The organism is Streptomyces sp. NPDC013187 (assembly GCF_042899705.1).
Classification (GTDB): Bacteria; Actinomycetota; Actinomycetes; order Streptomycetales; family Streptomycetaceae; genus Streptomyces; species Streptomyces hawaiiensis_A.
Map to the genome: position 1 here is coordinate 1 of NZ_JBIBAF010000005.1, position 23,364 is coordinate 23,364.

The following is a 23,364-nucleotide window of genomic DNA, read 5'->3' on the forward strand; positions in this document are numbered from 1 at the left end:
GCGGACCGCGTCCGACAGCGGGCTGTAGGCGAACCAGCCGAAGTCGGCCGCGCCCTGCGGGGTGAGGAAGCCACCGACCGCGATGAGCGAGCCGAACAGGTACAGCCAGTAGGCGAACATGTTCAGCCGCGGGAAGGCCACGTCCGGCGCGCCGATCTGCAGCGGCATGATCCAGTTCGCGAAGCCGGCGAACAGCGGCGTCGCGAACATCAGCAGCATGATCGTGCCGTGCATCGTGAACGCCTGGTTGAACTGCTCGTTCGACATGATCTGCAGACCAGGCCGGGCCAGCTCGGCGCGCATGAGCAGCGCCATCACGCCACCGATGACGAAGAACGCGAAAGACGTGGCGAGGTACATCGTGCCGATCGTCTTGTGGTCCGTCGTCGTCAGCCACTTGACCACGACACTGCCGCGGTTCTGGCGCCTGACCGGCAGCTCGTCCTGGTAGTGGGACCCTGCTGCCGCGGCACCCTGGGGTTCGTTGAGGATGCTCACAGGTTGTTCGTCTCCCGGTTCTTCTCGTGGCTCGTCTGCGCGATGCCGGCAGGAACGTAACCGTTCTGCTGCTTGTCCACGAGGTCCTTGAGGTGCTGCTCGTAGCGCTCGGGGGAGACGACCTTCACGTTGAACAGCATCCGAGAGTGGTCGACGCCGCAGAGCTCGGCGCACTTGCCGAGGAAGGTGCCCTCCTTGTTGGGGGTCACCTCGAAGGCGTTGGTGTGGCCCGGGATGACGTCCTGCTTCATCAGGAACGGCACCACCCAGAAGGAGTGGATGACGTCACGCGAGGTGAGGACGAAGCGGACCGTCTTGCCCTTGGGCAGCCAGAGCGTCGGGCCCGGGTTGTTGGTCTGCGGGTTCCGCGTGCCGGGGGTGCCGCAGTCGTAGACGCCGCCGGCGTTGGCCGGGAAGTCCTCCTTGAAGCGGTCCGGGATCGCGTCCAGGTCCTTGGAGGTCTTGGCGTCCCCGGTGGAACCGGCGACCGGCTCGATGTAGTTGAAGCACCAGCTCCACTGGAAGCCGACCACGTTGACCGTGACGTCGGGCTTCTTCTTGAGGCTGAGCAGCTCGGACTCGTCACGGGCGGTGAAGTAGAACAGCACCGAGACGATGATGAGCGGGACCACCGTGTACAGCGCCTCGATGGGCATGTTGTACCGGGTCTGCGGAGGAACTTCGACCTTGGTGCGGCTGCGCCGGTGGAAGAAAGCACTCCACAGGATCAGACCCCACACCAGCACGCCGACGGCGAGCGCAGCCGCCCAGGACCCCTGCCACAGGGAGAGGATCCGCGGAGCCTCTTCCGTGGTCGGGGTGGGCATACCAAGGCGGGGGAAGTCTTCCCAGTTGTACGAGCAACCGGTGGCTGTCGCCAAGACCAGGCCCGCGGTCAGTGCCTGCAGCAGCTTCCGCCGCATCGGGCGCCGCGGCGAGCGGTCGGAGCCGTTGGGACTCACGTAGCGCCTTCCCGAGAGTCTCGCCCGCGCGGATCGGCTGCGGCCTGGCCTTCTCGCTGGTCGGTCGCGGCCCTGCGTCGGGCAGGGGTTTGGATGTTTATGCGGACCAAACCCTAGCCGACGCCCTCCGGGGGTTCTCGGGGAGGGGGGCCTACTCACCCGGGGGGTTCGCTGAATTGGCGGCTGCGGGTTGTTTGTGGTTGTTCGCGCCCCGCGGCGGAGCCGCAGATGCCACAGCCCCGCGCCCCTTTGGGGACGCCTTCGTGCCGGGCGTTCTAGCGTTGGCGTGTGGGTTACTTCGATGCTGCTTCCAGTGCTCCTCTCCACCCCGTCGCCCGGCAGGCGCTGCTGGCCTCGTTCGACGAGGGGTGGGCGGATCCCGCGCGGTTGTACAGGGAAGGGCGGCGGGCGCGGATGCTGTTGGACGCCGCCCGGGAGGCCGCCGCGGAGGCCGTGGGGTGCCGGGCGGACGAGCTGGTTTTCACCTCTTCCGGAAGCCGTGCCGTGCACACGGGCGTTGCGGGGGCGCTGGCCGGGCGGCGGCGGGTCGGGCGTCACCTGATCGTGTCGGCGGTCGAACACTCCTCTGTACTGCATTCGGCGGAGGCGCACGAGGCCGACGGCGGTTCCGTCACGCAGGTGGCCGTCGACCGGGGCGGGGCGGTGGACCCGGCCGCCTACGGTGACGCACTGCGTGCGGACACGGCGCTGGCGTGCCTGCAGTCCGCCAATCACGAGGTGGGGACCGAGCAGCCGGTCGGGGCGGTGGCGGAGGTGTGCCGGGAGGCCGGGGTGCCGTTGCTGGTGGACGCGGCGCAGTCGCTCGGGTGGGGGCCGGTGGACGGGGGCTGGTCGCTGCTGACGGCCAGTGCGCACAAGTGGGGCGGGCCGTCCGGCGTCGGGCTGCTCGTGGTCCGCAAGGGCGTGCGGTTCGCGGCGCAAGGGCCGGTGGACGAGCGGGAGTCGGGGCGGGCGGCCGGTTTCGAGAACATCCCGGCGATCGTGGCGGCGGCCGCGTCGCTCAGGGCCGTGCGGGCCGAGGCGGCCGAGGAGGCGGTGCGACTGCGGGAGCTGACGGACCGGATCCGGGCGCGGGTGCCGCGACTGGTGACCGACGCCGAGGTCGTCGGCGATCCGGTGCGCAGGCTGCCCGGGGTCGTCACCTTCTCCTGTCTCTACGTCGACGGCGAGGCGCTCCTGCACGAGCTGGACCGCGAGGGTTTCTCGGTCTCGTCCGGATCGTCCTGCACGAGCAGCACGCTGACGCCGAGCCATGTGCTGCGGGCGATGGGCGTACTGAGTGAGGGAAATGTGCGGGTTTCGCTGCCGCCGGGAGTGGCCGAGGAGGAGGTGGAGAGGTTCCTCGCCGTCCTGCCCGGGACGGTGGCGGCGGTGCGGGAGAAGCTGGGGGCGCCGGTTTCGGAGACGGTGGTGCGGGAGGCCGACGTGCTCGTTGTGGACTCCCTGGGCAAGAGGTGCCCGATCCCGGTCATCGAACTCGCCAAGGTCATCGGTGACGTGCCGGTGGGCGGCCTGGTCCGGGTCCTGTCGGACGACGAGGCGGCCCGCCTGGACATCCCCGCGTGGTGCGAGATGAGAAACCAGGAGTACGTGGGCGAGGAGCCGACGGAAAAGGGAACGGCGTATGTGATCCGCCGGATGAGCTGACCAACCCCGTCTTCTGGGGGCGCGGGGAACTGCGCGATCAGCCCCCACGCGCCCGCAGACGGCAAATCAGCCCAGATGTCCCCGAACCTCTTCCGCGGCCTCGTCCCCGTACGCCTTGGTGAACCGCTCCATGAAGTGCCCGCGCCGCAGCTGGTACTCCTGTGTGCCCACCGTCTCGATGACGAGGGTCGCCAGCATGCAGCCGACCTGCGCGGCACGTTCCAGGGAGACGCCCCACACCAGACCGGAGAGGAACCCGGCACGGAAGGCGTCACCGACGCCCGTCGGGTCGGCCTTGCGCTCCTCGTCGGGCGTGCCCACCTCGATCGGGTCCTCGCCGGCCCGCTCGATGCGTACGCCGCGCGCGCCGAGGGTGGTCACCCGGTGGCCCACGCGGGAGAGGATCTCCGCGTCGCTCCAGCCGGTCTTGGTCTCGATGAGGCCCTTCTCGTACTCGTTGGAGAAGAGGTAGGTCGCCCCGTCCAGCAGGATGCGGATCTCCTCGCCGTCCATCCGGGCGATCTGCTGGGAGAAGTCGGCAGCGAACGCGATCTTCCGGGAGCGGCACTCCTCGGTGTGGCGGAGCATGGCCTCAGGGTCGTCGGCGCCGATGGAGACCAGGTCGAGACCGCCCACGCGGTCGGCGACGGTCTTCAGCTCGATGAGGCGGGCCTCGCTCATGGCGCCGGTGTAGAAGGAGCCGATCTGGTTGTGGTCGGCGTCGGTCGTGCACACGAAGCGAGCGGTGTGCAGCGTGTCGGAGATGCGGACGGACTCCGTGTCGACGCCGTGCCGGTCGAGCCAGGCCCGGTACTCGTCGAAGTCCGCGCCCGCCGCTCCGACCAGGATCGGGCGGGTGCCGAGCTGCCCCATGCCGAACGCGATGTTCGCGGCGACGCCGCCGCGGCGCACGTCGAGCTTGTCGACCAGGAACGACAGCGAGACCGTGTGCAGCTGGTCCGCTACGAACTGGTCGGCGAAGCGGCCTGGGAAGGTCATGAGGTGGTCGGTGGCGATGGAGCCGGTGACTGCGATGCGCACGGCGTGGATTCTCCTGAGGGAGGCGGACCTTGACAGTTCACGCTATCGGGTGGGCCGGGTAGCTCTGAAGGCATCGAAACTACCCGATAGTAGATCTTTCTCGGTGAGCTCGACCGTGCATACGGTGCCGCTATGACGAACCTCAAGGTCCATGCGCCCGTTCCGGTCGATCTCGAAGGCGATCTGGCGTCGCTGCCGGGTGACGGGGCACGTATGGCTCCGCACTGGGCGGTCCCCCGGATCGCTTCGCGACCGGTCTCCCCGGCCCTGATCCACGGTGTGTCCGTACCTCCGGCGTCGGCGCGGCTGCTCGACGCGATGTCCGACTACGGGGACTGAACGGCGCACACGCGGGAACCGTGCGCTCCCCCGCTGCGTCCCATCGCTGTCCCCCGTAACGGGGAGGCGGGATACGACCCACCAGCGGTCCGTGTGTGACCGGGCCGGGTCCCATGGGACAGCTGTGCAGCCGAAGGAGCGATGCGGTGAACACCGAGCGACCCGAGAACGACGCCGACGCCAGGGAAGCGGCCGGCGCCACCGCGGACGCCCCCAAGGCCGGGGAGCCGGGTACGGCGGACGCCGGCACCTCGGAGGCCGGGGCGTCGGCAGAAGCCGAGGTGCCGGCCGAGGCCGAGGTGCCGGCCGAGGCCGAAGTGTCCGCAGAAGCCGAGGTGTCGTCGGATGCCGCTGACTCGGACGAGACCTCCGAGGCCCCTGAGGCCCCTGAGGCCGCAGAGGCCGCAGAGGCCGCAGAGGCCGCAGAGGCCGCAGAGAAGGCCTCCGAACTTTCTGAGGCCTCCGAGGCCCCCGAGGCCCCCGAGGTTTCTGAGACTGTCGGGGCTTCTCGGGCGCCTGACGAGGACGCACGGGCCGACGGGGGCGGCGAAGGCGAGGCGGTCCCGGCAGCCGACGAGCCGGGAACACCGGAAGCCGGGGGTGCCGAGGAGGAAGCCCGCCCCGATGCCGCCCCGGTACCGGTGGGTGATCTCCCCCGGGACGAAGAGGATCTGGTCCGCCACGGCGGTGGCCGCCCCCGTACGCCCGCGATCATCGCCTCCGTCGCCGCCGCCGTGCTGCTGATCGGCGGCGGCGGGGCCTGGCTCGCTGCCAACGCCTCCAACGGGCCGGGCAGCGGCACGACGTCCGGTGCGCCCGGCGGGGACGGCACTCCCCCGCCACTCGCGCTCGACGGCTACTCGGACTCCACGGCCGGCGGCGGCAACGGCATCGCACCCGGCGAGCCCAACCCCTACGGCGCCACCTACCGTGTCGACGGCACCCTGCCCGACGGTCCCGGCAAGGCACCGGTGTACCGGGCGCGGGGCGAGGTCACCAAGGCGGACGTGGCCCGGCTGGCGAAGGCCCTCGGAATCGAGGGGACGCCGGTGGCGCAGGGCGAGGCCTGGAGGATCGGGGGCCAGGACGGGTCCGGGCCGAGCCTGCGGGTGGACAAGCGGGCACCGGGCTCCTGGACGTTCAGCCGGTACGCCCCGGGGACGGACAACTGCAAGGGCACCGACACCTGCACGGCCCCGCAGTCCGGTGGCACGCCGGTCAGCGAGGAGGCGGCCGAGAAGGCCGCGGCGCCCGTGCTGAAGGCGGTGGGTCAGGACGACGCGAAGGTGGACGCGAGCCAGGTCATGGGTGCCCAGCGGGTGGTGAACGCCGATCCCGCGGTCGGCGGACTGCCCACGTACGGCTGGACGACCGGGATCACGGTCGGCTCCGACGGCGAGGTCGTCGGCGGCAACGGCCGGCTGAAGGCACCGGTGAAGGGCGATACGTACCCCGTGGTCGGCGCACAGAAGGCGCTGGAGCTGATGGAGGGGCAGCCGAAGAGCGACCACCGGATGGGCATCGGCGGCTGTGCAAGCCCTGTGCCGCTGAAGGACCGGCTGGAGCAGCCCTGCGAGCAGCCGTCGAGCGGCGCTCCGCAGCAGGACACCGTGACGGTCGAGAACGCGGTGTTCGGGCTGGCCGCGCACGTCGTGGACGGGCGGCAGGCGCTGGTGCCGTCCTGGCTGTTCGAGGTGACGGCGCCGGGCGCGAAGGACCCGTTCACGGTGACGTACCCGGCGGTGGAGCCGAAGTACCTGGCCTCCCCCGAGCCGAGCGGGCCGGGTGACCGGCCGACGTCGGCGCCCGGGCCGCGCGAGGAGAAGGTGGACGGCTACCGGGCCGAGGGCGCGGAGCTGACGGTGACCTTCACGGGCGGTGTGTGCGCCGACTACGACGTGAAGGCGAGCGAGAAGGGCGACGAGGTGACGGTCACCGTGACGACGACCCCGTGGCCGGACAAGATCTGCGTCATGATCGCCAAGCAGTTCCAGGAGACCGTGCAACTGGACGAGCCGCTCGGTGACCGGGCGGTGGTGAACTCGGACGGCAAGGCGGTGCCGCTGGCCAAGGAGGGCGCGCGGCTGCCGGCTCCGCCCACCCAGGAGCGGTAGGAGCGGCCGTACGGCACGAAGGCGGCGGCCCCGTCGGAGGGGGCCGCCGCCTTCGTCGTGTCCGCGGCCGCCGGTGGCGGCTCGGCAGGCTCAGCTGAAGGAGTCGCCGCAGGCGCAGGAGCCCGTCGCGTTCGGGTTGTCGATCGTGAAGCCCTGCTTCTCGATGGTGTCCACGAAGTCGATCGTGGCACCGCCCAGGTACGGGGCGCTCATGCGGTCGGTGACGACCTTCACACCGCCGAAGTCCTTCTCGACGTCGCCGTCGAGGGCGCGCTCGTCGAAGAAGAGCTGGTAGCGCAGGCCCGAGCAGCCGCCGGGCTGGACGGCGACGCGCAGCGCGAGGTCCTCGCGGCCTTCCTGGTCGAGCAGCGCCTTGACCTTGGACGCGGCGGCGTCGGTCAGGATGATGCCGTCGGTGACGGTGCTGGTCTCGTCCGATACGGACATCTACATCTCTCCCGGGTTGTACGGAGACTGCTTGCCGACGGTTCCAACCGGCGGGGCCTCGGAATCATTCCGGGGCCGGGCGCTCGATCTCGGCTCCTTTTCATGCTCGCACACGCATCGGGAACCGGAAAACGACTCTTTCCGGGTCTTCCCGGGAATGAACGACGGCCCACCGGGATTCATGTCACACAGACGCTATGGCCATCGTCAAAGTGACGTGAAGCAGTTATGATAGATAGCGTCAAATCGACGAAAAGTCGCAGAAACAGAAAGGGTGCGTGTCGTGACCACCGCCCAGACCCAGGAGCTCGACGTACAGCCGACGCCCCTCGCCCTGCTGCTCCTCGGCCGTGAGGCCGACCCGAAGAGCGAGCGCGGCGTGGAGTGTCCCGGCGACCTGCCCTCGCCGTCCGACCCGGACCTGGTGGAGCGCGCCCGCAAGGCGAAGGAGAAGCTCGGGGACAAGGTCTTCGTGCTCGGCCACCACTACCAGCGCGACGAGGTCATCCAGTTCGCCGACGTGACGGGTGACTCGTTCAAGCTGGCCCGCGACGCGGCCGCCCGCCCGGAGGCCGAGTACATCGTGTTCTGCGGCGTGCACTTCATGGCGGAGTCCGCTGACATCCTGACGTCCGACGACCAGAAGGTCGTCCTCCCCGACCTCGCCGCCGGCTGCTCGATGGCCGACATGGCGACGGCCGAGCAGGTCGCCGAGTGCTGGGACGTACTGACCGAGGCCGGCATAGCCGAGCAGGTCGTGCCCGTCTCGTACATGAACTCCTCCGCCGACATCAAGGCGTTCACCGGCAAGCACGGCGGCACGATCTGCACCTCGTCCAACGCGAAGCGGGCCTTGGACTGGGCCTTCGAGCAGGGCGAGAAGGTGCTGTTCCTGCCGGACCAGCACCTGGGCCGCAACACCGCCGTGCGGGACATGGGCATGTCCCTGGAGGACTGTGTCCTCTACAACCCGCACAAGCCGAACGGCGGACTGACGGCCGACCAGCTGCGCGCGGCGAAGATGATCCTGTGGCGCGGCCACTGCTCGGTGCACGGCCGCTTCAGCCTGGACTCGGTGAACGACGTGCGCGAGCGGATCCCGGGCGTGAACGTCCTGGTGCACCCCGAGTGCAGGCACGAGGTCGTGGCCGCGGCGGACTACGTCGGTTCGACGGAGTACATCATCAAGGCCCTGGAGGCCGCCCCGGCCGGCTCGAAGTGGGCCATCGGCACCGAGCTGAACCTGGTCCGCCGCCTGGCGAACCGTTTCGCGCCGGAGGGCAAGGAGATCGTCTTCCTCGACAAGACGGTCTGCTTCTGCTCGACCATGAACCGCATCGACCTCCCCCACCTGGTCTGGGCCCTGGAGTCGCTGGCCGAGGGCAACCTCGTCAACCGCATCGAGGTGGACAAGGAGACGGAGGCCTTCGCGAAGCTGGCCCTGGAGCGGATGCTGGCGCTGCCGTAACCCCGGTCCAGCCCGTCGTCACCCCGAGCGCGGTTTCCGCTCGGGGTGCGCGGGGTCCAGGGTGAAGACGCTGCCGCCGGGGGTGGTCGCCATGAGGGCGCCTTCGAGGAGCCGCACCGGAGTGGCGTCCCAGTCGGTGGCGTTGCTCTGGGCCCTGGGCTGCGTCTCCCAGAGCAGCGTGCCCTTCTTGGTGTCGAGCGCCCCGACGCGGCCGCTGGCACTGGCGAGGTACACGGCCCGGGTCCGCGGGTCGTACGTCGCCTCGCCCGGCTGTTCCAGGCTGGTGGAGGTCTGCCACAGCGGTCTGCCCGTGCGGGCCGACACGGCGGTGACCCGTCCGCTGGCGGTGGCGAACCACAGGGTGCCGTCCGCCAGCGTCACCTCGCCCTCGTACTCCTCGGCCAGCTTCGTCGTGCTCTGCGCGCCGGTGCCGGGGTCCACCAGCCGGATGGCCGCATAGGGCTGGTCCTCCCCTATGAGGATGTTCCCGTCCTCGTCCTGGGTCAGGTCCAGGAACAGGAGCCGGCCGTCGTAGGCGCCGAGCAGGCCGGCCTTGCTCGGTACGCTCAGCCGCCGTGCCGGGCCGTCGGCCGGGTGCAGTTCCTTGACGAGACCGGCTTCCGGTTTCTCCTCCGAGCCGCACTCCAGCCACAGCGTCCCGGCGGCCTCCTTGATCCCGCAGAGGTGCTTCGCGGGCAGCCGTTCCGTCCAGCGCGAGGCGCCGGTGCGGATCGTGCGGGCCGTCAGCGAGGTGCCGTCGCCCTCCGGGATCACGACGACGTCGCCGGAGACGGCCGCCTCCGCGCGCTCGTCGTTCACCGCGCGGTCCCAGAGCCGGTCGCCGGTCCCGGTGTCGAACGCGAAGACACGGGTCGCGTTTTCGCCCGGCGGCTCCTGCTGCACCAGGACCGTGTCGTCCCGGACGGTCAGAATCTCGAACCTGGAGAACTCGTCGCCGGTGACGGCCGCCGCCGGGCCGGCGCGCCAGACGGTGGCGCCCGTCCTCCCGTCCAGGCGGACGGGGAGGATCCCGTCGCCCGCGCAGTAGACGGCCCCCTCGTACGTCCGGCACCCCGGGCCGCCCCGCCGTCCGCCGGGCTGTGGCTGCTGTGCCTTCCGCACGCCGCGTCCGGCCGTCTCGTACACGGTCGTCTGCCAGGGCTTCCAGCCGGCCGGCGGTGCGGCCCACCGGGAGTTCGCGGACGGTGACGCGCCCTGCCCGTCCGCGCTCTGCGCCCAGCCGGGGCCGAGCGTCAGATAGACCGTCAGGCCGAGGACGGCGGCGCCGACCGTGCCCGTCGCCGCGAGCAGCGGGCGGACACGGCGGCGGGGGCGGACGGGGCCCGGCGGGCCCGCCACGGTCGGGGGATGGAGGGGCTCGACGGCCGGGAGCCTGTCCGCGCGCAGGGGCATGGTGAGCGGGTCGCCGTCCGCCGGCTCGGGCAGGACGGCCGCCAGCTCCCGGGCCAGCTCGTCGAGCCCGGGCCGGTCCGCGGGCCCCTTGGCCAGGCAGCGCTCCAGCAGCCCGCGCAGCGCCTCGCCGACGCCCGTCAGCACGGGTTCGTCGTGCACCACCCGGTACGCCGTCAGATAGGGGCTGTCCGCGTCGAAGGGGCCGCGCCCGGTGACGGCGTACACCAGCAGCGCCCCGAGGGAGAAGACATCCGACGCCGGGCCGACCGCGCGGGCGTCGACGAGCTGCTCGGGGGACATGAAGGGCGGTGTGCCGATCATCTGGCCGGTCTCGGTCAGCGTCTGATGGTTCTCCGCCGCGCGGGAGATGCCGAAGTCGATGACGCGCGGGCCGTCTTCGGCCAGCAGGACGTTGGCCGGTTTCAGGTCCCGGTGCACCACCCCTGCCCGGTGGATGTCGCGCAGTGCCTCCACCAGGCCCAGCGCCAGCCCGCGCAGTTCGGCCTCCGGCAGGGCGCCCCGGTCACGGATCCGCCCCGCGAGCGAGGGCCCCGGCACGTACTGGGTGGCCATCCAGGGCCGGGCCGCCTCGGGGTCCGCGTCCAGGACCGGTGCCGTGAAGGCTCCGCTGACTTTGCGGACCGCCGCGATCTCCTGCCGGAACCGGGCGCGGAAGACACTGTCCGCGGCGTACTGGGCGTGGACGACCTTGATGGCCACGTCCCGGCCCGAACGCGCCCTGGCCCGGTAGACGACGCCCATGCCCCCGGCCCCGAGCCGGTCGAGCAGCCGGTAGCCGCCGACCGACTTCGGGTCCTCACTGTGCAGCGGCACGCCTCGATTCCCTTCCCCCGTAAAGCCGTTCGAGGGCCACAGGATACGGAACGGGACAAGGCGGCGGCCGGGCACCGGACGTGGAGGTCCGGTGCCCGGCCGCCGCCGGGTCAGGCCGTCACACGCCCGCGTGCTCCGGCTCCGCCGCGTCCGTCCGCTGGGCCGGGAGGCCCTTCTTCGCCGCGCGCTTCTTCGCCCGGCGCTCCTTGCGGAGTTCGACCATCGCGTACAGCGTCGGGACCAGCAGCAGCGTCAGCAGGGTCGACGTCACCAGGCCGCCGATCACGACCACGGCCAGCGGCTGGGCGATGAAGCCGCCCTCGCCGGTGATGCCGAGGGCCATGGGCAGCAGGGCGAAGATCGTCGCCAGGGCGGTCATGAGGATCGGGCGCAGCCGGTGCCGGCCGCCCTCGATCACGGCCTCGACGACGCCGTGACCCTGCTTGCGGTACTGGTTGATCAGGTCGATCAGCACGATCGCGTTCGTCACCACGATGCCGATCAGCATCAGCATGCCGATCATGGCCGGGACGCCCATCGGGGTGCCGGTGGCGATCAGCAGGCCGATCGCGCCGGTCGCCGCGAACGGGATGGAGACGAGCAGGATCAGCGGCTGGACCAGAGACTTGAAGGTGCCGACCAGCAGCATGAACACGATCGCGATGGCCGCCAGCATCGCCAGGCCCAGGTTGGCGAACGCCTCGTCCTGGTCCTCGGAGACACCGCCGATCGACGCCGTGGCGCCGTCCGGCAGCTTCAGCGCGTTGATCTTCGACTGGAGCTGGGTGCTGACCGCGCCGGTGTTGTCGCCGGTCGGCTTGGCGGTGATGGTGGCGGCGCGCTGGCCGTCGATGCGGGTCATCGAGACCGGGCCGTCGACCTGCTTCACCGTGGCGATGTCGCCGAGCTTCACCGAGCCGCCGAGGCGCAGGTCCTGAAGCTGCTTCAGGGTCTTGGCGGGCTTGGCCGACCGGATGACGACGTCGCGCTCGGTGTCGTCGAGGACCGCCTTGGCGGCGGTGGTGCCGCGAACGGCCTGGGCGACGGCGGCGCCGAGCGTCTGGTCGTCGAAACCGGCCGCGGCCGCCTTGTCGTTGGCCTTGACCGAGATGCGCGGCACGCTGGTCGCGAGGTCGCTGGAGACGTCCGTGACGTCGTCGAGGGAGGCGACCGTCTTGCGGACCTCCTCGGACGCCGTGCGCAGCACGCCCGCGTCGGCGGCCTTCACGACCACGCTGAGGTCCTGGCTGCCGAAGCCGTCACCGGCGGCGACGGTGGTCGTGCCGATGCCCTTCAGCCCGGCCAGGCCCTTCTCGATGCTGTCCTGCACGTCCGCGTGGGACGCCGAGTCGTCCAGCATCACCTGGTACGAGGCCTGGTTGCTGTCCGTGCCGCCGCCGAAGGCCGCCATGAAGCCGGACGAGCCGATCGTGACCTGGTAGTCCTTCACGCCCTCGGTGCCGGCGAGCAGCCGCTCGACCTTCTTGGCCTGGGCGTCGGTGGCCGCCAGGCTGGTGCCGGGCTTCAGCTCCTGCTTGACAGTGAGGACTTCCTGCTCGCCCTGGTCGAAGAAGTTGGTCTTCAGCAGCGGCGCCATGCCGAACGTACCGACCAGGACGACGATCGCGATGGCCACGCTGGTGAGGCGGCGGCGGGTCGCGAAGCGCAGGACCGGGACGTAGACGCGCTGGAGGCGGCTCTTGGCCTCCTTCTCCTCGGCGAGTCGGCGCGCCTCGTCCGCGTCCTCGGGGGTGCCCTTCGGCGGTCGCAGGAACCAGTACGACAGCACCGGTACGACCGTCAGGGAGACGAGGAGGGACGCCAGCAGCGCGGCCGTCACGGTCAGGCTGAACGAGCCGAACAGCTCACCCACCATGCCGCCGACCAGGCCGATCGGCAGGAACACCGCGACCGTGGTGAGCGTCGAGGACGTCACCGCGCCCGCGACCTCGCGGACGGCCTGGAGGATCGCCGAGTGGCGCTCCTCGCCGTAGCCGAGATGGCGCTTGATGTTCTCCAGGACCACGATCGAGTCGTCGACGACCCGGCCGATGGCGATGGTCAGGGCGCCCAGCGTGAGGACGTTCAGCGACAGGTCGCGCGTCCACAGCACGATCAGGGCGAGGACCACGGACAGCGGGATGGACACCGCGGTCACGAGGGTCGAGCGGATCGAGGCCAGGAAGACCAGGATCACCAGGACAGCGAAGAGCAGACCGAGCGCGCCCTCGGTGGTCAGGCCCTTGATGGACTTGGAGACGGCCGGGCCCTGGTCGCTGACGACCGTGAGGGTGGCGCCGGAGCCGAGGTCCTCGCGCAGGTCCGGGAGCTTGTCCTGGACGGCGTCGGAGATGGCGACCGCGCTGCCGTCGCGGTCCATCGTCACGGCGACGGAGAGGCTGGGCTTGCCGTCGGTGCGGGTGATGGAGTCGGCCGTGGCCTCCTGCTGCTTCACCGTGGCGACGTCGCCGAGGCGCACCGGCTTGCCCTTGCCCGGCTCGCCCGTGACCATCAGGTCCTTGATCTGCTCGACCGAGGTGAAGCCGCCGCCGACCTGCACGGTGCGGTTGGCGCCGTCCTCGTCGAAGGAGCCGGCCGGGACGGTCGCGCCGCCCGCCTGGAGCGCCTGGGAGAGGGACTGCGAGGTCAGCCCGGCCTTCGCCAGCTTGGCGTCGTCGGGCGTGACGGTGACCTGGAGGTCGCGCACGCCGTCGACGGTGACCTGGCCGACGCCGTCGATGCTCTTCAGGTCCGGCACCACGGTCTTGTCGAGCTGGTCGGCCAGGGCCTGCTGGTCGCGGCCGGAGGTGACGGCGAGGACGACGGTCGGGATGTCGTCCGTGGAACCGGCGACGACCTGCGGGTCGACACCGTCCGGGAGCTGGACGCGGGCCCGGTTGACGGCCTGCTGGACGTCGGCGACCAGCTGCTCGGTGCCGTTGCCGTAGTCGAAGGACGCCATGATCACGGCGTTGCCCTCGCTGGCGGTGGAGGTGACGCCGCTGATGCCGTCGACGGCTTCGAGGGTGTCCTCGATGGGTTCGACGACCTGCTTCTCGACCACGTCCGGGGACGCGCCCTGGTACGGCGCCAGCACGGACACCATGGGCAGTTCGATGGTGGGCAGCAGCTGCTGCTTGAGCTGGGGTATCGCGATCGCCCCGAAGACGAGCGCGATGATCGACATCAGCCCGATCAAGGCCCGTTGCGCGAGGCTGAACCTGGACAGCCAGGACATGGGTGAGGGTCTCTCTTCTGTTTAACGGCAGAAGCGGCAGCGGACGCGCAGATGAGCGCCCGCCCCTACACCCTGGGCCACGGGGGAACGGGATTTCGTAGCCCCCAGGTCCATTTCCTTATGCGGCGCATACTCCGGCCGCAGTACGGCCGGGTAGAGCTCACTCCACCCTTGGACGGACCAGGCCGGACTCGTACGCGGTGACCACGAGCTGGGCCCGGTCCCGGGCGCCCAGCTTGGCCATGGCCCGGTTGACGTGCGTCTTCACCGTCAGCGGGCTGACCTCGAGGCGCTCGGCGATCTCGTCGTTGGAGTGCCCGCCGGCGACCAGGACCAGCACCTCGCGTTCGCGGACGGTGAGCGCGTCGAGCCGTTCGCCGCGGCCGGGGTCGCGGTCGTCGTCCGGGTCCTCCGTGGCGAGGAACCGGGCGATCAGGCCCGTGGTGGCCGCCGGGGAGAGCAGCGCCTGGCCACCGGCGGCGATACGGATGGCGTTCAGCAGCTCCTCGGGTTCGGAGCCCTTGCCGAGGAAGCCGGAGGCGCCGGCGCGCAGCGACTGCACGACGTAGTCGTCGACCTCGAAGGTCGTCAGGATGACGACCCGGACGTCGGCGAGGTCGGGGTCGGCGCTGATCATGCGGGTCGCGGCGAGACCGTCGGTGCCCGGCATGCGGATGTCCATGAGCACGACGTCGGCCTGCTGCTCCTTCGCCAGCCGGACCGCTTCCGCGCCGTCGGAGGCCTCGCCGACCACCTCCATGTCGGGCTCGGAGTCGACGAGCACACGAAAGGCGCTGCGCAGCAGCGCCTGGTCGTCGGCGAGCAGGACACGGATGGTCATGCGGGGTCCTCCCCGGTCGGTGTGCGGTTCTTGACCGGCAGGATCGCATGGACGCGGAAGCCGCCTCCGTAGCGGGGACCGGTGGTGAGGGTGCCGCGCAGGGCGGTGACGCGTTCGCGCATGCCGAGCAGTCCGTGACCGCCGCCGCTGTCGTGGGGCTCGTGCTCGCCGCTGCCGTCGTCGAGCACGGTGATCTCGATGTGCGGTCCGACGCGGACGACGCTGACCTCCGCCTTGGCCTGGGGCCCGGCGTGCTTCTGCACGTTGGTGAGGGCCTCCTGGATGATCCGGTAGGCGGCCAGGTCGACGGCCGCGGGCAGGGTGGTGTCCTGGTCGGCGCGGGCGACCTCGATGTGCAGGCCGGCGTTGCGGAAGGTGCCGGTCAGTTCGTCGAGGCGGTCCAGGCCCGGGGCGGGTTCGGTGGGGGCCTCGGGGTCGTCGGACTGCCGGAGCAGGCCGACGGTGGCGCGGAGTTCGTTGAGCGCGGAGCGGCTGGCCTCGCGGACGTGCCCGAGGGCCTCCTTGGCCTGGTCGGGGCGCTTGTCCATGACGTGGGCGGCGACCCCGGCCTGCACGTTGACCAGGGCGATGTGGTGGGCGACCACGTCGTGCAGGTCCCGGGCGATGCGCAGACGTTCCTCGGCGACCCTGCGGCGGGCCTCCTCCTCACGGGTGCGCTCGGCCCGTTCGGCACGCTCCCGGATGGCCTGGACGAAGGCGCGGCGGCTGCGGACGGCGTCACCGGCGGTGGCGCCGATACCGGTCCAGGCGAAGATCGCGAGGTTCTCCTGGGCGTACCAGGGCATGGAGCCGGCGGACATGGCGGCGCCGGTCAGCACGGTCATGGTGAGCAGGCCGACGCGCCAGGTGGTGGGGCGGTCGGTGGTGGAGGCGACGGTGTACAGGGCGACGACGGCGGACATGGCGACGGGGGCGCGCGGGTCGCCGGTGACGGACTCGATCACGGAGACCGTGCCGGTGAGGGCGAGGACCGTCATCGGGGCGCGGCGGCGGAAGACCAGGGCGGCGGCGCCGAGGGCCATGAGGACGAGGCTGAGGGGGTCGGGGGTGCGCAGGGCCCAGCTGACGCTGTGCTGGTGCCGGGGCTCCACGAAGGAACCGGCGACCATGCAGGTCAGAACGGCCGCGGCCAGGACGGCGTCCATGGCCAGGGGATGTGCTGTGGCCTGGCATCTGGCCCGCGCGAGGGTGCTCACGGGGGTTCACGGTAGCCGGGGTGGGTGTGCGGGGGTATGGGGGCCGGGTGTGAGGTGCTCGGGGCCGGGGCCGGGGCGAGTGCGCGGCCCGGCGCAGCGGGGTGCCGCCCGCGCCCACCCTCCCCCGAGCTCTCGGCCGCGCTCGAGCAGGGGGGACCCCCTCTCCCCGGCGGTACGACCGCCCGCGGACCACTAACCCGGAATCAAGCCGTCGTCGCTGAGGAGCTCCTGGACTTCCTCCAGCGTCGCGTCCGGAGAGGGCAGGATCAGTTCCGACGGTTCCAGGGAGTCGTCCGGGAGGGGCTCGCCGAGGTCGCGGACCCTTGTCAGGAGGGCCTGGAGGGTGCGGCGGAAGCCGGGGCCGTCGCCGTTCTCCATTTCCGCCAGGAGTTCGTCGTCCAGCTTGTTCAGCTCGGCGAGGTGGCCGTCGGCCAGGATCACCTGGCCCTCCCCCATGATCCGTACGATCATGTCGCCCTCCTAGGCGTGGACCCCTGCCGCTACTGCTTGTCGAAGCGCGGGGTGTCCTGCGGCTGCTGCTGGGACTGCTGCTGGCTCGTGCCACCTTCGAGGGCCTGCTGCCCGCTGCTCGGGCCTCCGGCCAGCTCGGCCTTCATGCGCTGCAGCTCCAGCTCTACATCCGTACCACCGGAGAGCCGGTCCAGCTCGGCCTGGATGTCGTCCTTGTGCATGCCGGAGGGGTCGTCGAGGGCGCCGGAGGCGAGCAGCTCGTCGATGGCGCCGGCGCGGGCCTGGAGCTGGGCCGTCTTGTCCTCGGCGCGCTGGATCGCCAGGCCGACGTCGCCCATCTCCTCGGAGATGCCGGAGAAGGCCTCGCCGATCCGGGTCTGCGCCTGCGCCGCGGTGTACGTGGCCTTGATCGTCTCCTTCTTCGTACGGAAGGCGTCGACCTTGGCCTGGAGCCGTTGGGCCGCGAGGGTGAGCTTCTCCTCCTCGCCCTGGAGCGTCGCGTGCTGGGTCTCCAGGTCCGTCACCTGCTGCTGGAGCGCGGCCCGGCGGGAGAGCGCCTCGCGGGCCAGGTCCTCGCGGCCCAGCGCGAGCGCCTTGCGGCCCTGGTCCTCCAGCTTGCCGGACTGCGACTGCAGCTGGTTCAGCTGCAGTTCCAGGCGCTTGCGGGAGGTCGCCACGTCGGCGACGCCACGGCGGACCTTCTGCAGCAGCTCCAGCTGCTTCTGGTACGAGTAATCGAGGGTCTCGCGCGGGTCCTCGGCCCGGTCAAGGGCCTTGTTCGCCTTCGCGCGGAAGATCATCCCCATACGCTTCATGACACCGCTCATGGGCTTCGCGCGCCCCCTTCTGACCGACTCCGGCAGCTGCTCCTGCGACAGAACCCACAGTACGGGCCCTGCATCCATTACCGCACTGTTCGGGGACGGATGCGCTCATCCCCAAGGACGACTGCGTGCGCTCCCGCTCCGGCGTAGGGAGTAGGTGGTCCCCGGGGTACCCGGAGCCGTACACCCCGGGGAACATCCGGAGGCGTACGCAACGTCCCCTCTGTCCCCCTTACTGACGACTGGTGTTGCCGGATCGTTCCCCACCGGGCTGGGGTCCATGCCCTGAAGCCCTTACCCTTGGGTTTTGTGTTCCGTAGCCGTGCGAAGGATGAGAAGGCCCAGGACGCCGACAAGGCGCCGGTGACCGACTCCAGTCAGCCCCGTCACCCCGAGGCCCCCAAGGGCCGCCCCACGCCCAAGCGCAGCGCGGCCCAGTCGCAGCGCCGCAGCGTGGCCAACACGTCGACGACGCGCAAGGAGGCCGCCAAGCGACAGCGCGCAGAGCGCCGTACCGCGATGGAGCGGCAGCGCCAGGCGCTGGCGAGCGGCGACGAGCGGTATCTGCCCGCGCGCGACAAGGGACCGGTCCGCCGGTTCGCGCGCGACTTCGTCGACTCCCGGTTCAACATCGCGGAGTTCTTCCTGCCGATGGCCGTGGTCATCCTCGTGCTGAGCATGGTGCGGGTGGCGGCGCTGCAGAACATCGCGCTGCTGCTGTGGCTCGTGGTGATCGTGCTGATCGTGCTCGACTCGTTCGTCACGTCCTTCCGTCTGAAGAAGCAGCTGAACGAGCGCTTCGCGGGTGAGAACAAGCGCGGCGCCGTCGCCTACGCCCTGATGCGCTCCCTCCAGATGCGTCGGCTCCGGCTGCCGAAGCCGCAGGTCAAGCGCGGAGAGCGGCCCTGACCACGACGCCGTTCTCCGGGGGTGCGGCGGATGCCTGGCTGGACAGGCTGGGCGGGCTGCGCGATGTCGTCCGTCAGGAGCTGGTGGCCCGCCAGCTGGACGAGCAGATAGTCGGCCGGTTCCCGGTCGGCCGGCGCCTGCGGGTGCTCGACGTGGGAATGGGCCAGGGCACGCAGGCGCTGCGGCTGGCCCGGGCCGGGCACCAGGTGACCGGTCTGGAGCAGGACTCCACGATGGTCGCCGTGGCCCGGGAGTCCCTCGCCGGGGAGCCGGAGGGCATCCGGGAGCGGATGCGGATCATCGAGGGTGACGGCCGGGACACCGGCGTGCACTTCCTGCCGGGCAGTTTCGACGTGGTGCTCTGTCACGGCGTCCTGATGTACGTCGAGGAGCCCGACCCGCTGCTGGCGGGGCTCGCCCGCATGCTCGCGCCCGGCGGGCTGCTGTCCCTGCTGGTGCGCAACGGGGACGCGCTGGCGGTACGGCCGGGGCTGTCCGGTGACTGGGCGGGCGCGCTGAGCGCCTTCGACACGGTCTCCTACCGCAACCGTCTCGGGCTCGACGTCCGGGCCGACCGGCTGAAAGACCTGACGGCGACGCTCGCCGGGATCGGGGCGCCGCTGCACGCCTGGTACGGGGTGCGGGTGTTCACCGACACGGCGGCGGACGGCGCGGAGGTGCCGGCCGACGTGGAGACGCTGCTCGCGGTGGAGGAGAAGGCCGGGCGGACGGATCCGTACCGTGGGGTGGCCGCGCTGCTGCACCTGTGCGGCGTGCGCGGCTGAATCGCCGGGCAGGACGGGGAGAGACGGGGAGGAACGGGAAGAGGGGCGGGCGGGAGCCGTCGGCCCCCGCCCGCCCCCGGGCTCACGCCTCGGCCGCGTGCAGGCTCATCGGCCCGTAGATCTCCGTGGCGTCCTCGAACAGCCGCACCTGGTCGGCACCGCCCTCCTGCAGGGCCTTCCAGTGCTCCCCGATCCAGGACTCGGCGTCCCCCTGGGTGGGGAACTCCTCCGGCGGCACCGCGGGCTGGACCTCCGTCCCGTCGGTCTTCTCGAACCGCCACGTCCATGCCGCCATGTACGCCTCCCATGTGTGTGAGCACACTGCACAGCGAAAAGCCGGATCTTGGTCCGGCTCCCGTCCAGAGCCTAAGCGCTCCGCGGGGTGGGGCGTTATAGGCCTTGCGGGGGTGCGGGTGTCCGGTCGCGTGCGGGTCGTGGGGGTGTCCGCGCAGTTCCCCGCGCCCCTCAGGGGGGTCTCCATCACGCGTGTCCCATGCTCACGGGTGAGAATCGTTGCGTGGAACTGACTCTGCTTGGCACCGGCGCGCCCTCCGGACTTCCCCGCCCCGGCTGTCCCTGCGCGGCCTGTGCGGCTGCTCTCGGGCCCGACGCGCGGGCGGCCACCTCGCTGCTCCTGGACGGGGCGTTGCTGCTCGACCTGACGCCGGGCGCGGCGTTCGCGGCGGCGCGGGCGGGCCGTTCCCTGACCGGCGTACGGCAGGTGCTGCTGTCGCATCCCCACGACGGGCCGGCGGTGGAGGTGCCCGCCGGGCTGCCGCAGCCCGGACGGGTGCCGGACGGGCGCGAGTTGACGCTGCTGACGGGGCACCGGGTGCGGGCGGTGGCGCTGGACGCGCCGGGCACGGGGTACGCGGTGACCGGGCCGGAGGGGCAGCGGCTGCTGTATCTGCCGCCGGGCGGGGCGCCGGCGGGTCTGGAGCAGCCTGCCGAGTCGTACGACATGGTGCTCGCGGACGTCGTGGGGCGGCCGGACGCGCTGGCCAGGCTGCGGGCGGTGGGCGCGGTCGGCCCGACGACCGACGTGGTCGCCGTTCACCTGGACCACGACCTGCCGCCCGGCCCCGAGCTCGGTCGGCGGCTCGCGGCGGCCGGGGCGCGGGCCGTGCCGGACGGGGCGACGCTGGTGGTGGGTGCTTACGAGGACGTGCCGGACGTGCCGCGGCGGACCCTGGTGCTGGGCGGCGCGCGGTCGGGCAAGTCGGTGGAGGCCGAGCGGAGGCTGGAGGCCTTTCCGGACGTGCTGTACGTGGCGACGGGCGGGTCGCGCAACGGGGACACGGAGTGGTCCTCGCGGGTGGCGGCCCACCGGGATCGGCGGCCGGGGTCGTGGCGGACGGTCGAGACCTGCGATCTGGTGCCGTTGCTGGAGGCCGAGGGGCCGCCCCTGCTGATCGACTGTCTGTCCTTGTGGCTGACCGACGCGATGGATTCCGCCGGGGCGTGGGACGACGCGGTGTGGGCGGAGCGCGGGGAGAAGGTGCTGCGGGAGCGGGTGCGGGAGCTCGCGGAGGCGGTGCGGCTCACCCGGCGGACGGTGGTCGCCGTGTCGAACGAGGTCGGGTCGGGGATCGTGCCGTCGACGGCGTCGGGGCGGCGCTACCGGGACGAACTCGGGCGGCTGAACGCGCAGTTCGCGGACGAGTGTGAGCATGTGCTGCTGGTGGTGGCGGGGCAGGCGATGGTGCTGCGGGGCTGAGGGGGCTCCGGAACCCGCGACCCGCACCCGCACCCGCGCCCGCGCCCGCGCCCGCCGCCGGCGTGGCCGCCTCGAAGACCGGCCGGCCCTGGCCCCCGGCACCCCCTCTCCCCCGTCCTCCGGCTCGGCCTCAGCCTCGGCCTACGGAGCTGTGCGGGCGATCACCCGGTAGGTGTTCGCGAAGCGCGTGCGGCGGCTCACCGGGGCGATGAGGTGGTCCGCCAGTGCCGCCAGGGCCACCAGGGGGAGGCCGGCGCGGAGCAGGGCCGTGCGGGCGTGCCGCTGCACGGGGGGTGGGGGGATCGCCCGCCAGGGGGTGTCCGGGGCGGGCAGCGCGTGGGAGAGGGCCAGGGACGTGGCGCCCGCGAGGTCGTGGGGGACGTGGACCGGGCGGTGGTCGAGCGTCAGGATCGTGCAGCCGGCCGACTCCAGTTCCGCGCGGACGTTCTGCGGGGGCAGCAGGTGGAGGTGGCGCGGCTGGTCGTAGGGGAGCCACCAGCGGCCCAGCAGGGCCGCGAAGACGCAGCGGGGGCTCAGGGTCTCGATGAGCAGGTGGCCGCCCGGGCGCAGAACGGAGAGGGCGGCCCGGAGTTCCGCTCGGGGATCCGGCGTGCCCTCCAGGTGGTGGAGCATGCTGACCACGTCGTAGCGGGCGCGCAGCGGGGCGGCGATCCGGGGGTCGGTCAGACGGCCGACGTGGGCCTCCTCGACGCGGTCGGCCGTGCGGGCGCGGACCACGCGCGGGGTGGGGTCGAGGCCGTCGAAGGCGGTGTAGGGAAAGAACCGACGGGCCGTGGCGGGGAAGCGGGCGTGGCCCGTCCCGACGTCCAGCCAGCTCTCCGGCTCGCCGCAGCGCAGCATCGCGCGGGCCGCCGAGCGGTGGCGGCGGGGGCTGCCCCGCAGGGCGAGGAGGCCGTCGCTCGCCGGGTCCCTGGGCGCCCCGCGCGCGGTCCGGTGGTAGAGGGCGAGACCCTCCACCGTGAGCCGCGGGTTCTGGAAGGTGTGGCCGCAGTCCCGGCACGCGTCGACGGTGAAGCTGCCGGGCTTGTACTGCCGCAGGTCACCGGTGCGCAGCCGGTTCCGCAGCCGGTCGGAGCCGCACCAGGGGCAGTCCTCCCGGCGCGGTTCGTGGACCGGCGCGGTCGACTGGGCGAGGGGCGGTGCGGACGAGGCGGGGTGTGCGGGCATGGGCGGCTCCCGGCGCGACGGCGTACGGCGAGGACGTACGGCGGTGACGTCGCACGACCGTGCACAACCACGTACGACCGCGTACGACAATCCGCTGCAAAACGGAACGTATGGGATGACGATCTCGGGTGCAACGACGTCGCCGTGACGGAGTGGTGATGTGGCGCCCTGCTGTTCGACCCGGGCCGGTACTGTTCGGCGAATGAGCTCGCTTAATCTCGACGACTTCACCGATCTGATCGAGCGTCCGGACGGCGGGATCCGCCGTGACGCCGAGGCGCGCCGGGAGCGCCAGATCGTGCCGCCCGGGTCGCTGGGCCGACTCGACGAACTGGGTGAGTGGTTGGCGGCGGCGCAGTCGGCCGTGCCGGTCCGGCCGGTCGAACGGCCGCGGGTGGTGCTCTTCGCCGGTGACCACGGCGTCGCCGAGCTGGGCGTCTCGGCCCGTCCGGCGGGCAGCGCCGGGGAGTTGGTGCGCGAGGTGCTGGAGGGCGGCCGGCCCGTGTCGGTGCTGGCACGGCGGCTGGGCGTGCCGGTGCGGATCGTCGACATGGCCCTGGACTGCGACCCCGACGCCCTGCCGGCGGACGTCGTGCGGCACCGGGTGCGGCGCGGCAGCGGGCGGATCGACATCGAGGACGCGCTCACCCCCGAGGAAGCCGAGGCGGCCTTCCTGGCCGGGGTCGCGGTGGCCGACGAGGAGGCCGACTCGGGCACGGACCTGGTGGTGCTCGGCGATGTGAGCGTCGGCGGGACCACGGTCGCGGGCGTGCTGGTCGCGGCGCTGTGCGGGGTCGACGCGTCGGTCGTGACGGGGCGCGGCGGGCAGGCGATCGACGACCTGGCGTGGATGCGCAAGTGTGCGGCGATCCGCGACGCGCTGCGCCGGGCGCGCCCGGTGCTCGGAGACCAGTTGCAGCTGCTGGCGGCGGTCGGCGGGGCCGACATCGCCGCGATGACGGGCTTCCTGCTGCAGAGCGCGGTGCGCAAGCTCCCGGTGGTGCTCGACGGGGTCGTGGCGGCCGCGTGCGCGCTGGTCGGGCAGCGGATCGCGTTCCGGGCGCCGGACTGGTGGCTGGCCGCGCACGACAGCGGCGAGCCCGGGCAGGCGAAGGCGCTGGACCGGATGGCGCTGGAGCCGCTGCTCACCCATGGTGTGACCGTCGGGGAGGGCGCGGGCGGCCTGCTGGCGCTGCCGCTCGTGCAGGCCGCTGCCGCACTGGCGGCCGAGCTGCCGGAGAAGCCGAAGGAGTCCGAGGAACCGAAGGAGTCCGAGGACCCGAAGGGGACCGAGGAAACCGAAGAGGCCTGAGGAGCCGGAAGGGCCTGAGGAGTCGCAGGAGACCGGGAAGCCGCAGGGGCCCGGGCAGACGCAAAAGCCCGAGAAACC

The 23,364-nt window shown here is 71.9% G+C and carries 20 protein-coding genes; 8 read left to right on the forward strand and 12 right to left on the reverse strand.

What is annotated here, in order from left to right:
* Both ACFY5B_RS11195 and coxB read right to left on the reverse strand, forming a co-directional pair.
* Nucleotides 1-498: cbb3-type cytochrome c oxidase subunit I (locus tag ACFY5B_RS11195; RefSeq protein WP_389967746.1), on the reverse strand; the 498-nt coding region annotated here is incomplete at its 3' end.
* On the reverse strand, nt 495-1,460 hold the full coding sequence (coxB, locus tag ACFY5B_RS11200; RefSeq protein WP_107454510.1) for a cytochrome c oxidase subunit II: 966 nt from the start codon (nt 1,458-1,460) through the stop codon (nt 495-497). The genes ACFY5B_RS11195 and coxB, both read right to left, overlap by 4 nt.
* Before the next feature lie 288 nt (nt 1,461-1,748).
* Here coxB and ACFY5B_RS11205 point away from each other — a divergent pair, with 288 nt between their 5' ends.
* Nucleotides 1,749-3,128, forward strand: a complete 1,380-nt coding sequence (locus ACFY5B_RS11205; RefSeq protein ID WP_389967748.1) for a cysteine desulfurase/sulfurtransferase TusA family protein — start codon at nt 1,749-1,751, stop codon at nt 3,126-3,128.
* Between the two features lie 66 nt (nt 3,129-3,194).
* Here the strand turns inward: ACFY5B_RS11205 and ACFY5B_RS11210 are convergent, their stop codons facing one another.
* Nucleotides 3,195-4,169, reverse strand: coding sequence for a carbohydrate kinase family protein (locus tag ACFY5B_RS11210; protein WP_389967750.1), 975 nt, complete (start codon nt 4,167-4,169; stop codon nt 3,195-3,197).
* A 132-nt stretch (nt 4,170-4,301) separates the two neighbouring features.
* On the opposite strand from ACFY5B_RS11210, the gene ACFY5B_RS11215 reads away from it, so the two are divergent.
* Together ACFY5B_RS11215 and ACFY5B_RS11220 are read left to right on the forward strand one after the other, a co-directional pair.
* Nucleotides 4,302-4,508, forward strand: coding sequence for a hypothetical protein (locus ACFY5B_RS11215; protein ID WP_344457254.1), 207 nt, complete (start codon nt 4,302-4,304; stop codon nt 4,506-4,508).
* Nucleotides 4,509-4,654: 146 nt separating this feature from the next.
* Nucleotides 4,655-6,622: a hypothetical protein gene (locus ACFY5B_RS11220; RefSeq protein ID WP_389967753.1), complete on the forward strand. Its 1,968-nt coding sequence runs from the start codon at nt 4,655-4,657 to the stop codon at nt 6,620-6,622.
* Nucleotides 6,623-6,712: 90 nt separating this feature from the next.
* Here ACFY5B_RS11220 and ACFY5B_RS11225 read toward each other — a convergent pair whose 3' ends face one another.
* Nucleotides 6,713-7,069, reverse strand: coding sequence for an iron-sulfur cluster assembly accessory protein (locus ACFY5B_RS11225; RefSeq protein WP_031109243.1), 357 nt, complete (start codon nt 7,067-7,069; stop codon nt 6,713-6,715).
* A gap of 283 nt (nt 7,070-7,352) precedes the next feature.
* On the opposite strand from ACFY5B_RS11225, the gene nadA reads away from it, so the two are divergent.
* Nucleotides 7,353-8,537 (forward strand): quinolinate synthase NadA, encoded by a 1,185-nt coding sequence (nadA, locus tag ACFY5B_RS11230; RefSeq protein ID WP_389967754.1) that lies wholly within the window; start codon nt 7,353-7,355, stop codon nt 8,535-8,537.
* A gap of 18 nt (nt 8,538-8,555) precedes the next feature.
* Here nadA and ACFY5B_RS11235 read toward each other — a convergent pair whose 3' ends face one another.
* The 6 genes from ACFY5B_RS11235 to ACFY5B_RS11260 form a co-directional block, all read right to left on the reverse strand.
* Complete coding sequence (locus ACFY5B_RS11235) at nt 8,556-10,784, reverse strand: protein kinase (RefSeq protein WP_389967756.1); 2,229 nt, start codon at nt 10,782-10,784, stop codon at nt 8,556-8,558.
* 118 nt (nt 10,785-10,902) lie between these two features.
* Nucleotides 10,903-14,022: an efflux RND transporter permease subunit gene (locus ACFY5B_RS11240; protein ID WP_389967758.1), complete on the reverse strand. Its 3,120-nt coding sequence runs from the start codon at nt 14,020-14,022 to the stop codon at nt 10,903-10,905.
* 160 nt (nt 14,023-14,182) lie between these two features.
* On the reverse strand, nt 14,183-14,863 hold the full coding sequence (locus ACFY5B_RS11245) for a response regulator (RefSeq protein ID WP_389967760.1): 681 nt from the start codon (nt 14,861-14,863) through the stop codon (nt 14,183-14,185).
* Nucleotides 14,860-16,080: a sensor histidine kinase gene (locus ACFY5B_RS11250; protein WP_389967762.1), complete on the reverse strand. Its 1,221-nt coding sequence runs from the start codon at nt 16,078-16,080 to the stop codon at nt 14,860-14,862. Before ACFY5B_RS11250 ends, ACFY5B_RS11245 begins: the two co-directional genes overlap by 4 nt.
* 192 nt (nt 16,081-16,272) lie before the next feature.
* Nucleotides 16,273-16,551 (reverse strand): hypothetical protein, encoded by a 279-nt coding sequence (locus ACFY5B_RS11255; RefSeq protein ID WP_389967764.1) that lies wholly within the window; start codon nt 16,549-16,551, stop codon nt 16,273-16,275.
* Nucleotides 16,552-16,580: 29 nt separating this feature from the next.
* On the reverse strand, nt 16,581-17,366 hold the full coding sequence (locus ACFY5B_RS11260) for a PspA/IM30 family protein (RefSeq protein WP_389967766.1): 786 nt from the start codon (nt 17,364-17,366) through the stop codon (nt 16,581-16,583).
* 318 nt (nt 17,367-17,684) lie between these two features.
* On the opposite strand from ACFY5B_RS11260, the gene ACFY5B_RS11265 reads away from it, so the two are divergent.
* Nucleotides 17,685-18,284, forward strand: coding sequence for a DUF3043 domain-containing protein (locus ACFY5B_RS11265; protein ID WP_344457273.1), 600 nt, complete (start codon nt 17,685-17,687; stop codon nt 18,282-18,284).
* Nucleotides 18,285-18,367: 83 nt separating this feature from the next.
* A complete protein-coding gene (locus ACFY5B_RS11270; protein WP_389967769.1) occupies nt 18,368-19,069 on the forward strand; it encodes a class I SAM-dependent methyltransferase in 702 nt (233 codons plus the stop codon).
* 82 nt (nt 19,070-19,151) lie between these two features.
* On the opposite strand, the gene ACFY5B_RS11275 is transcribed toward ACFY5B_RS11270, so the two are convergent.
* Nucleotides 19,152-19,364, reverse strand: coding sequence for a hypothetical protein (locus ACFY5B_RS11275; RefSeq protein WP_062926420.1), 213 nt, complete (start codon nt 19,362-19,364; stop codon nt 19,152-19,154).
* Nucleotides 19,365-19,586: 222 nt separating this feature from the next.
* Here ACFY5B_RS11275 and ACFY5B_RS11280 point away from each other — a divergent pair, with 222 nt between their 5' ends.
* Nucleotides 19,587-20,786 carry a bifunctional adenosylcobinamide kinase/adenosylcobinamide-phosphate guanylyltransferase gene (locus ACFY5B_RS11280; RefSeq protein WP_389967771.1) on the forward strand — a complete coding sequence of 400 codons (1,200 nt, stop codon included), beginning with the start codon at nt 19,587-19,589 and terminating at the stop codon, nt 20,784-20,786.
* A gap of 141 nt (nt 20,787-20,927) precedes the next feature.
* Here ACFY5B_RS11280 and ACFY5B_RS11285 read toward each other — a convergent pair whose 3' ends face one another.
* Nucleotides 20,928-21,974, reverse strand: a complete 1,047-nt coding sequence (locus tag ACFY5B_RS11285) for a class I SAM-dependent methyltransferase (RefSeq protein ID WP_389967773.1) — start codon at nt 21,972-21,974, stop codon at nt 20,928-20,930.
* Between the two features lie 202 nt (nt 21,975-22,176).
* Between ACFY5B_RS11285 and cobT the strand changes: the two genes are divergently transcribed.
* Complete coding sequence (gene cobT, locus ACFY5B_RS11290; protein ID WP_389967775.1) at nt 22,177-23,286, forward strand: nicotinate-nucleotide--dimethylbenzimidazole phosphoribosyltransferase; 1,110 nt, start codon at nt 22,177-22,179, stop codon at nt 23,284-23,286.
* Nucleotides 23,287-23,364 lie beyond the last annotated feature (78 nt).

Bases quoted from the DNA above. Each gene is read 5' to 3' on its own strand.
- ACFY5B_RS11215 (WP_344457254.1), top strand. From the start codon at position 4,302: ATGACGAACCTCAAGGTCCATGCGCCCGTTCCGGTCGATCTCGAAGGC.
- ACFY5B_RS11225 (WP_031109243.1), bottom strand. From the start codon at position 7,069: ATGTCCGTATCGGACGAGACCAGCACCGTCACCGACGGCATCATCCTG.
- ACFY5B_RS11240 (WP_389967758.1), bottom strand. From the start codon at position 14,022: ATGTCCTGGCTGTCCAGGTTCAGCCTCGCGCAACGGGCCTTGATCGGG.
- ACFY5B_RS11245 (WP_389967760.1), bottom strand. From the start codon at position 14,863: ATGACCATCCGTGTCCTGCTCGCCGACGACCAGGCGCTGCTGCGCAGC.
- ACFY5B_RS11255 (WP_389967764.1), bottom strand. From the start codon at position 16,551: ATGATCGTACGGATCATGGGGGAGGGCCAGGTGATCCTGGCCGACGGC.
- ACFY5B_RS11260 (WP_389967766.1), bottom strand. From the start codon at position 17,366: ATGAAGCGTATGGGGATGATCTTCCGCGCGAAGGCGAACAAGGCCCTT.
- ACFY5B_RS11275 (WP_062926420.1), bottom strand. From the start codon at position 19,364: ATGGCGGCATGGACGTGGCGGTTCGAGAAGACCGACGGGACGGAGGTC.
- ACFY5B_RS11285 (WP_389967773.1), bottom strand. From the start codon at position 21,974: ATGCCCGCACACCCCGCCTCGTCCGCACCGCCCCTCGCCCAGTCGACC.
- cobT (WP_389967775.1), top strand. From the start codon at position 22,177: ATGAGCTCGCTTAATCTCGACGACTTCACCGATCTGATCGAGCGTCCG.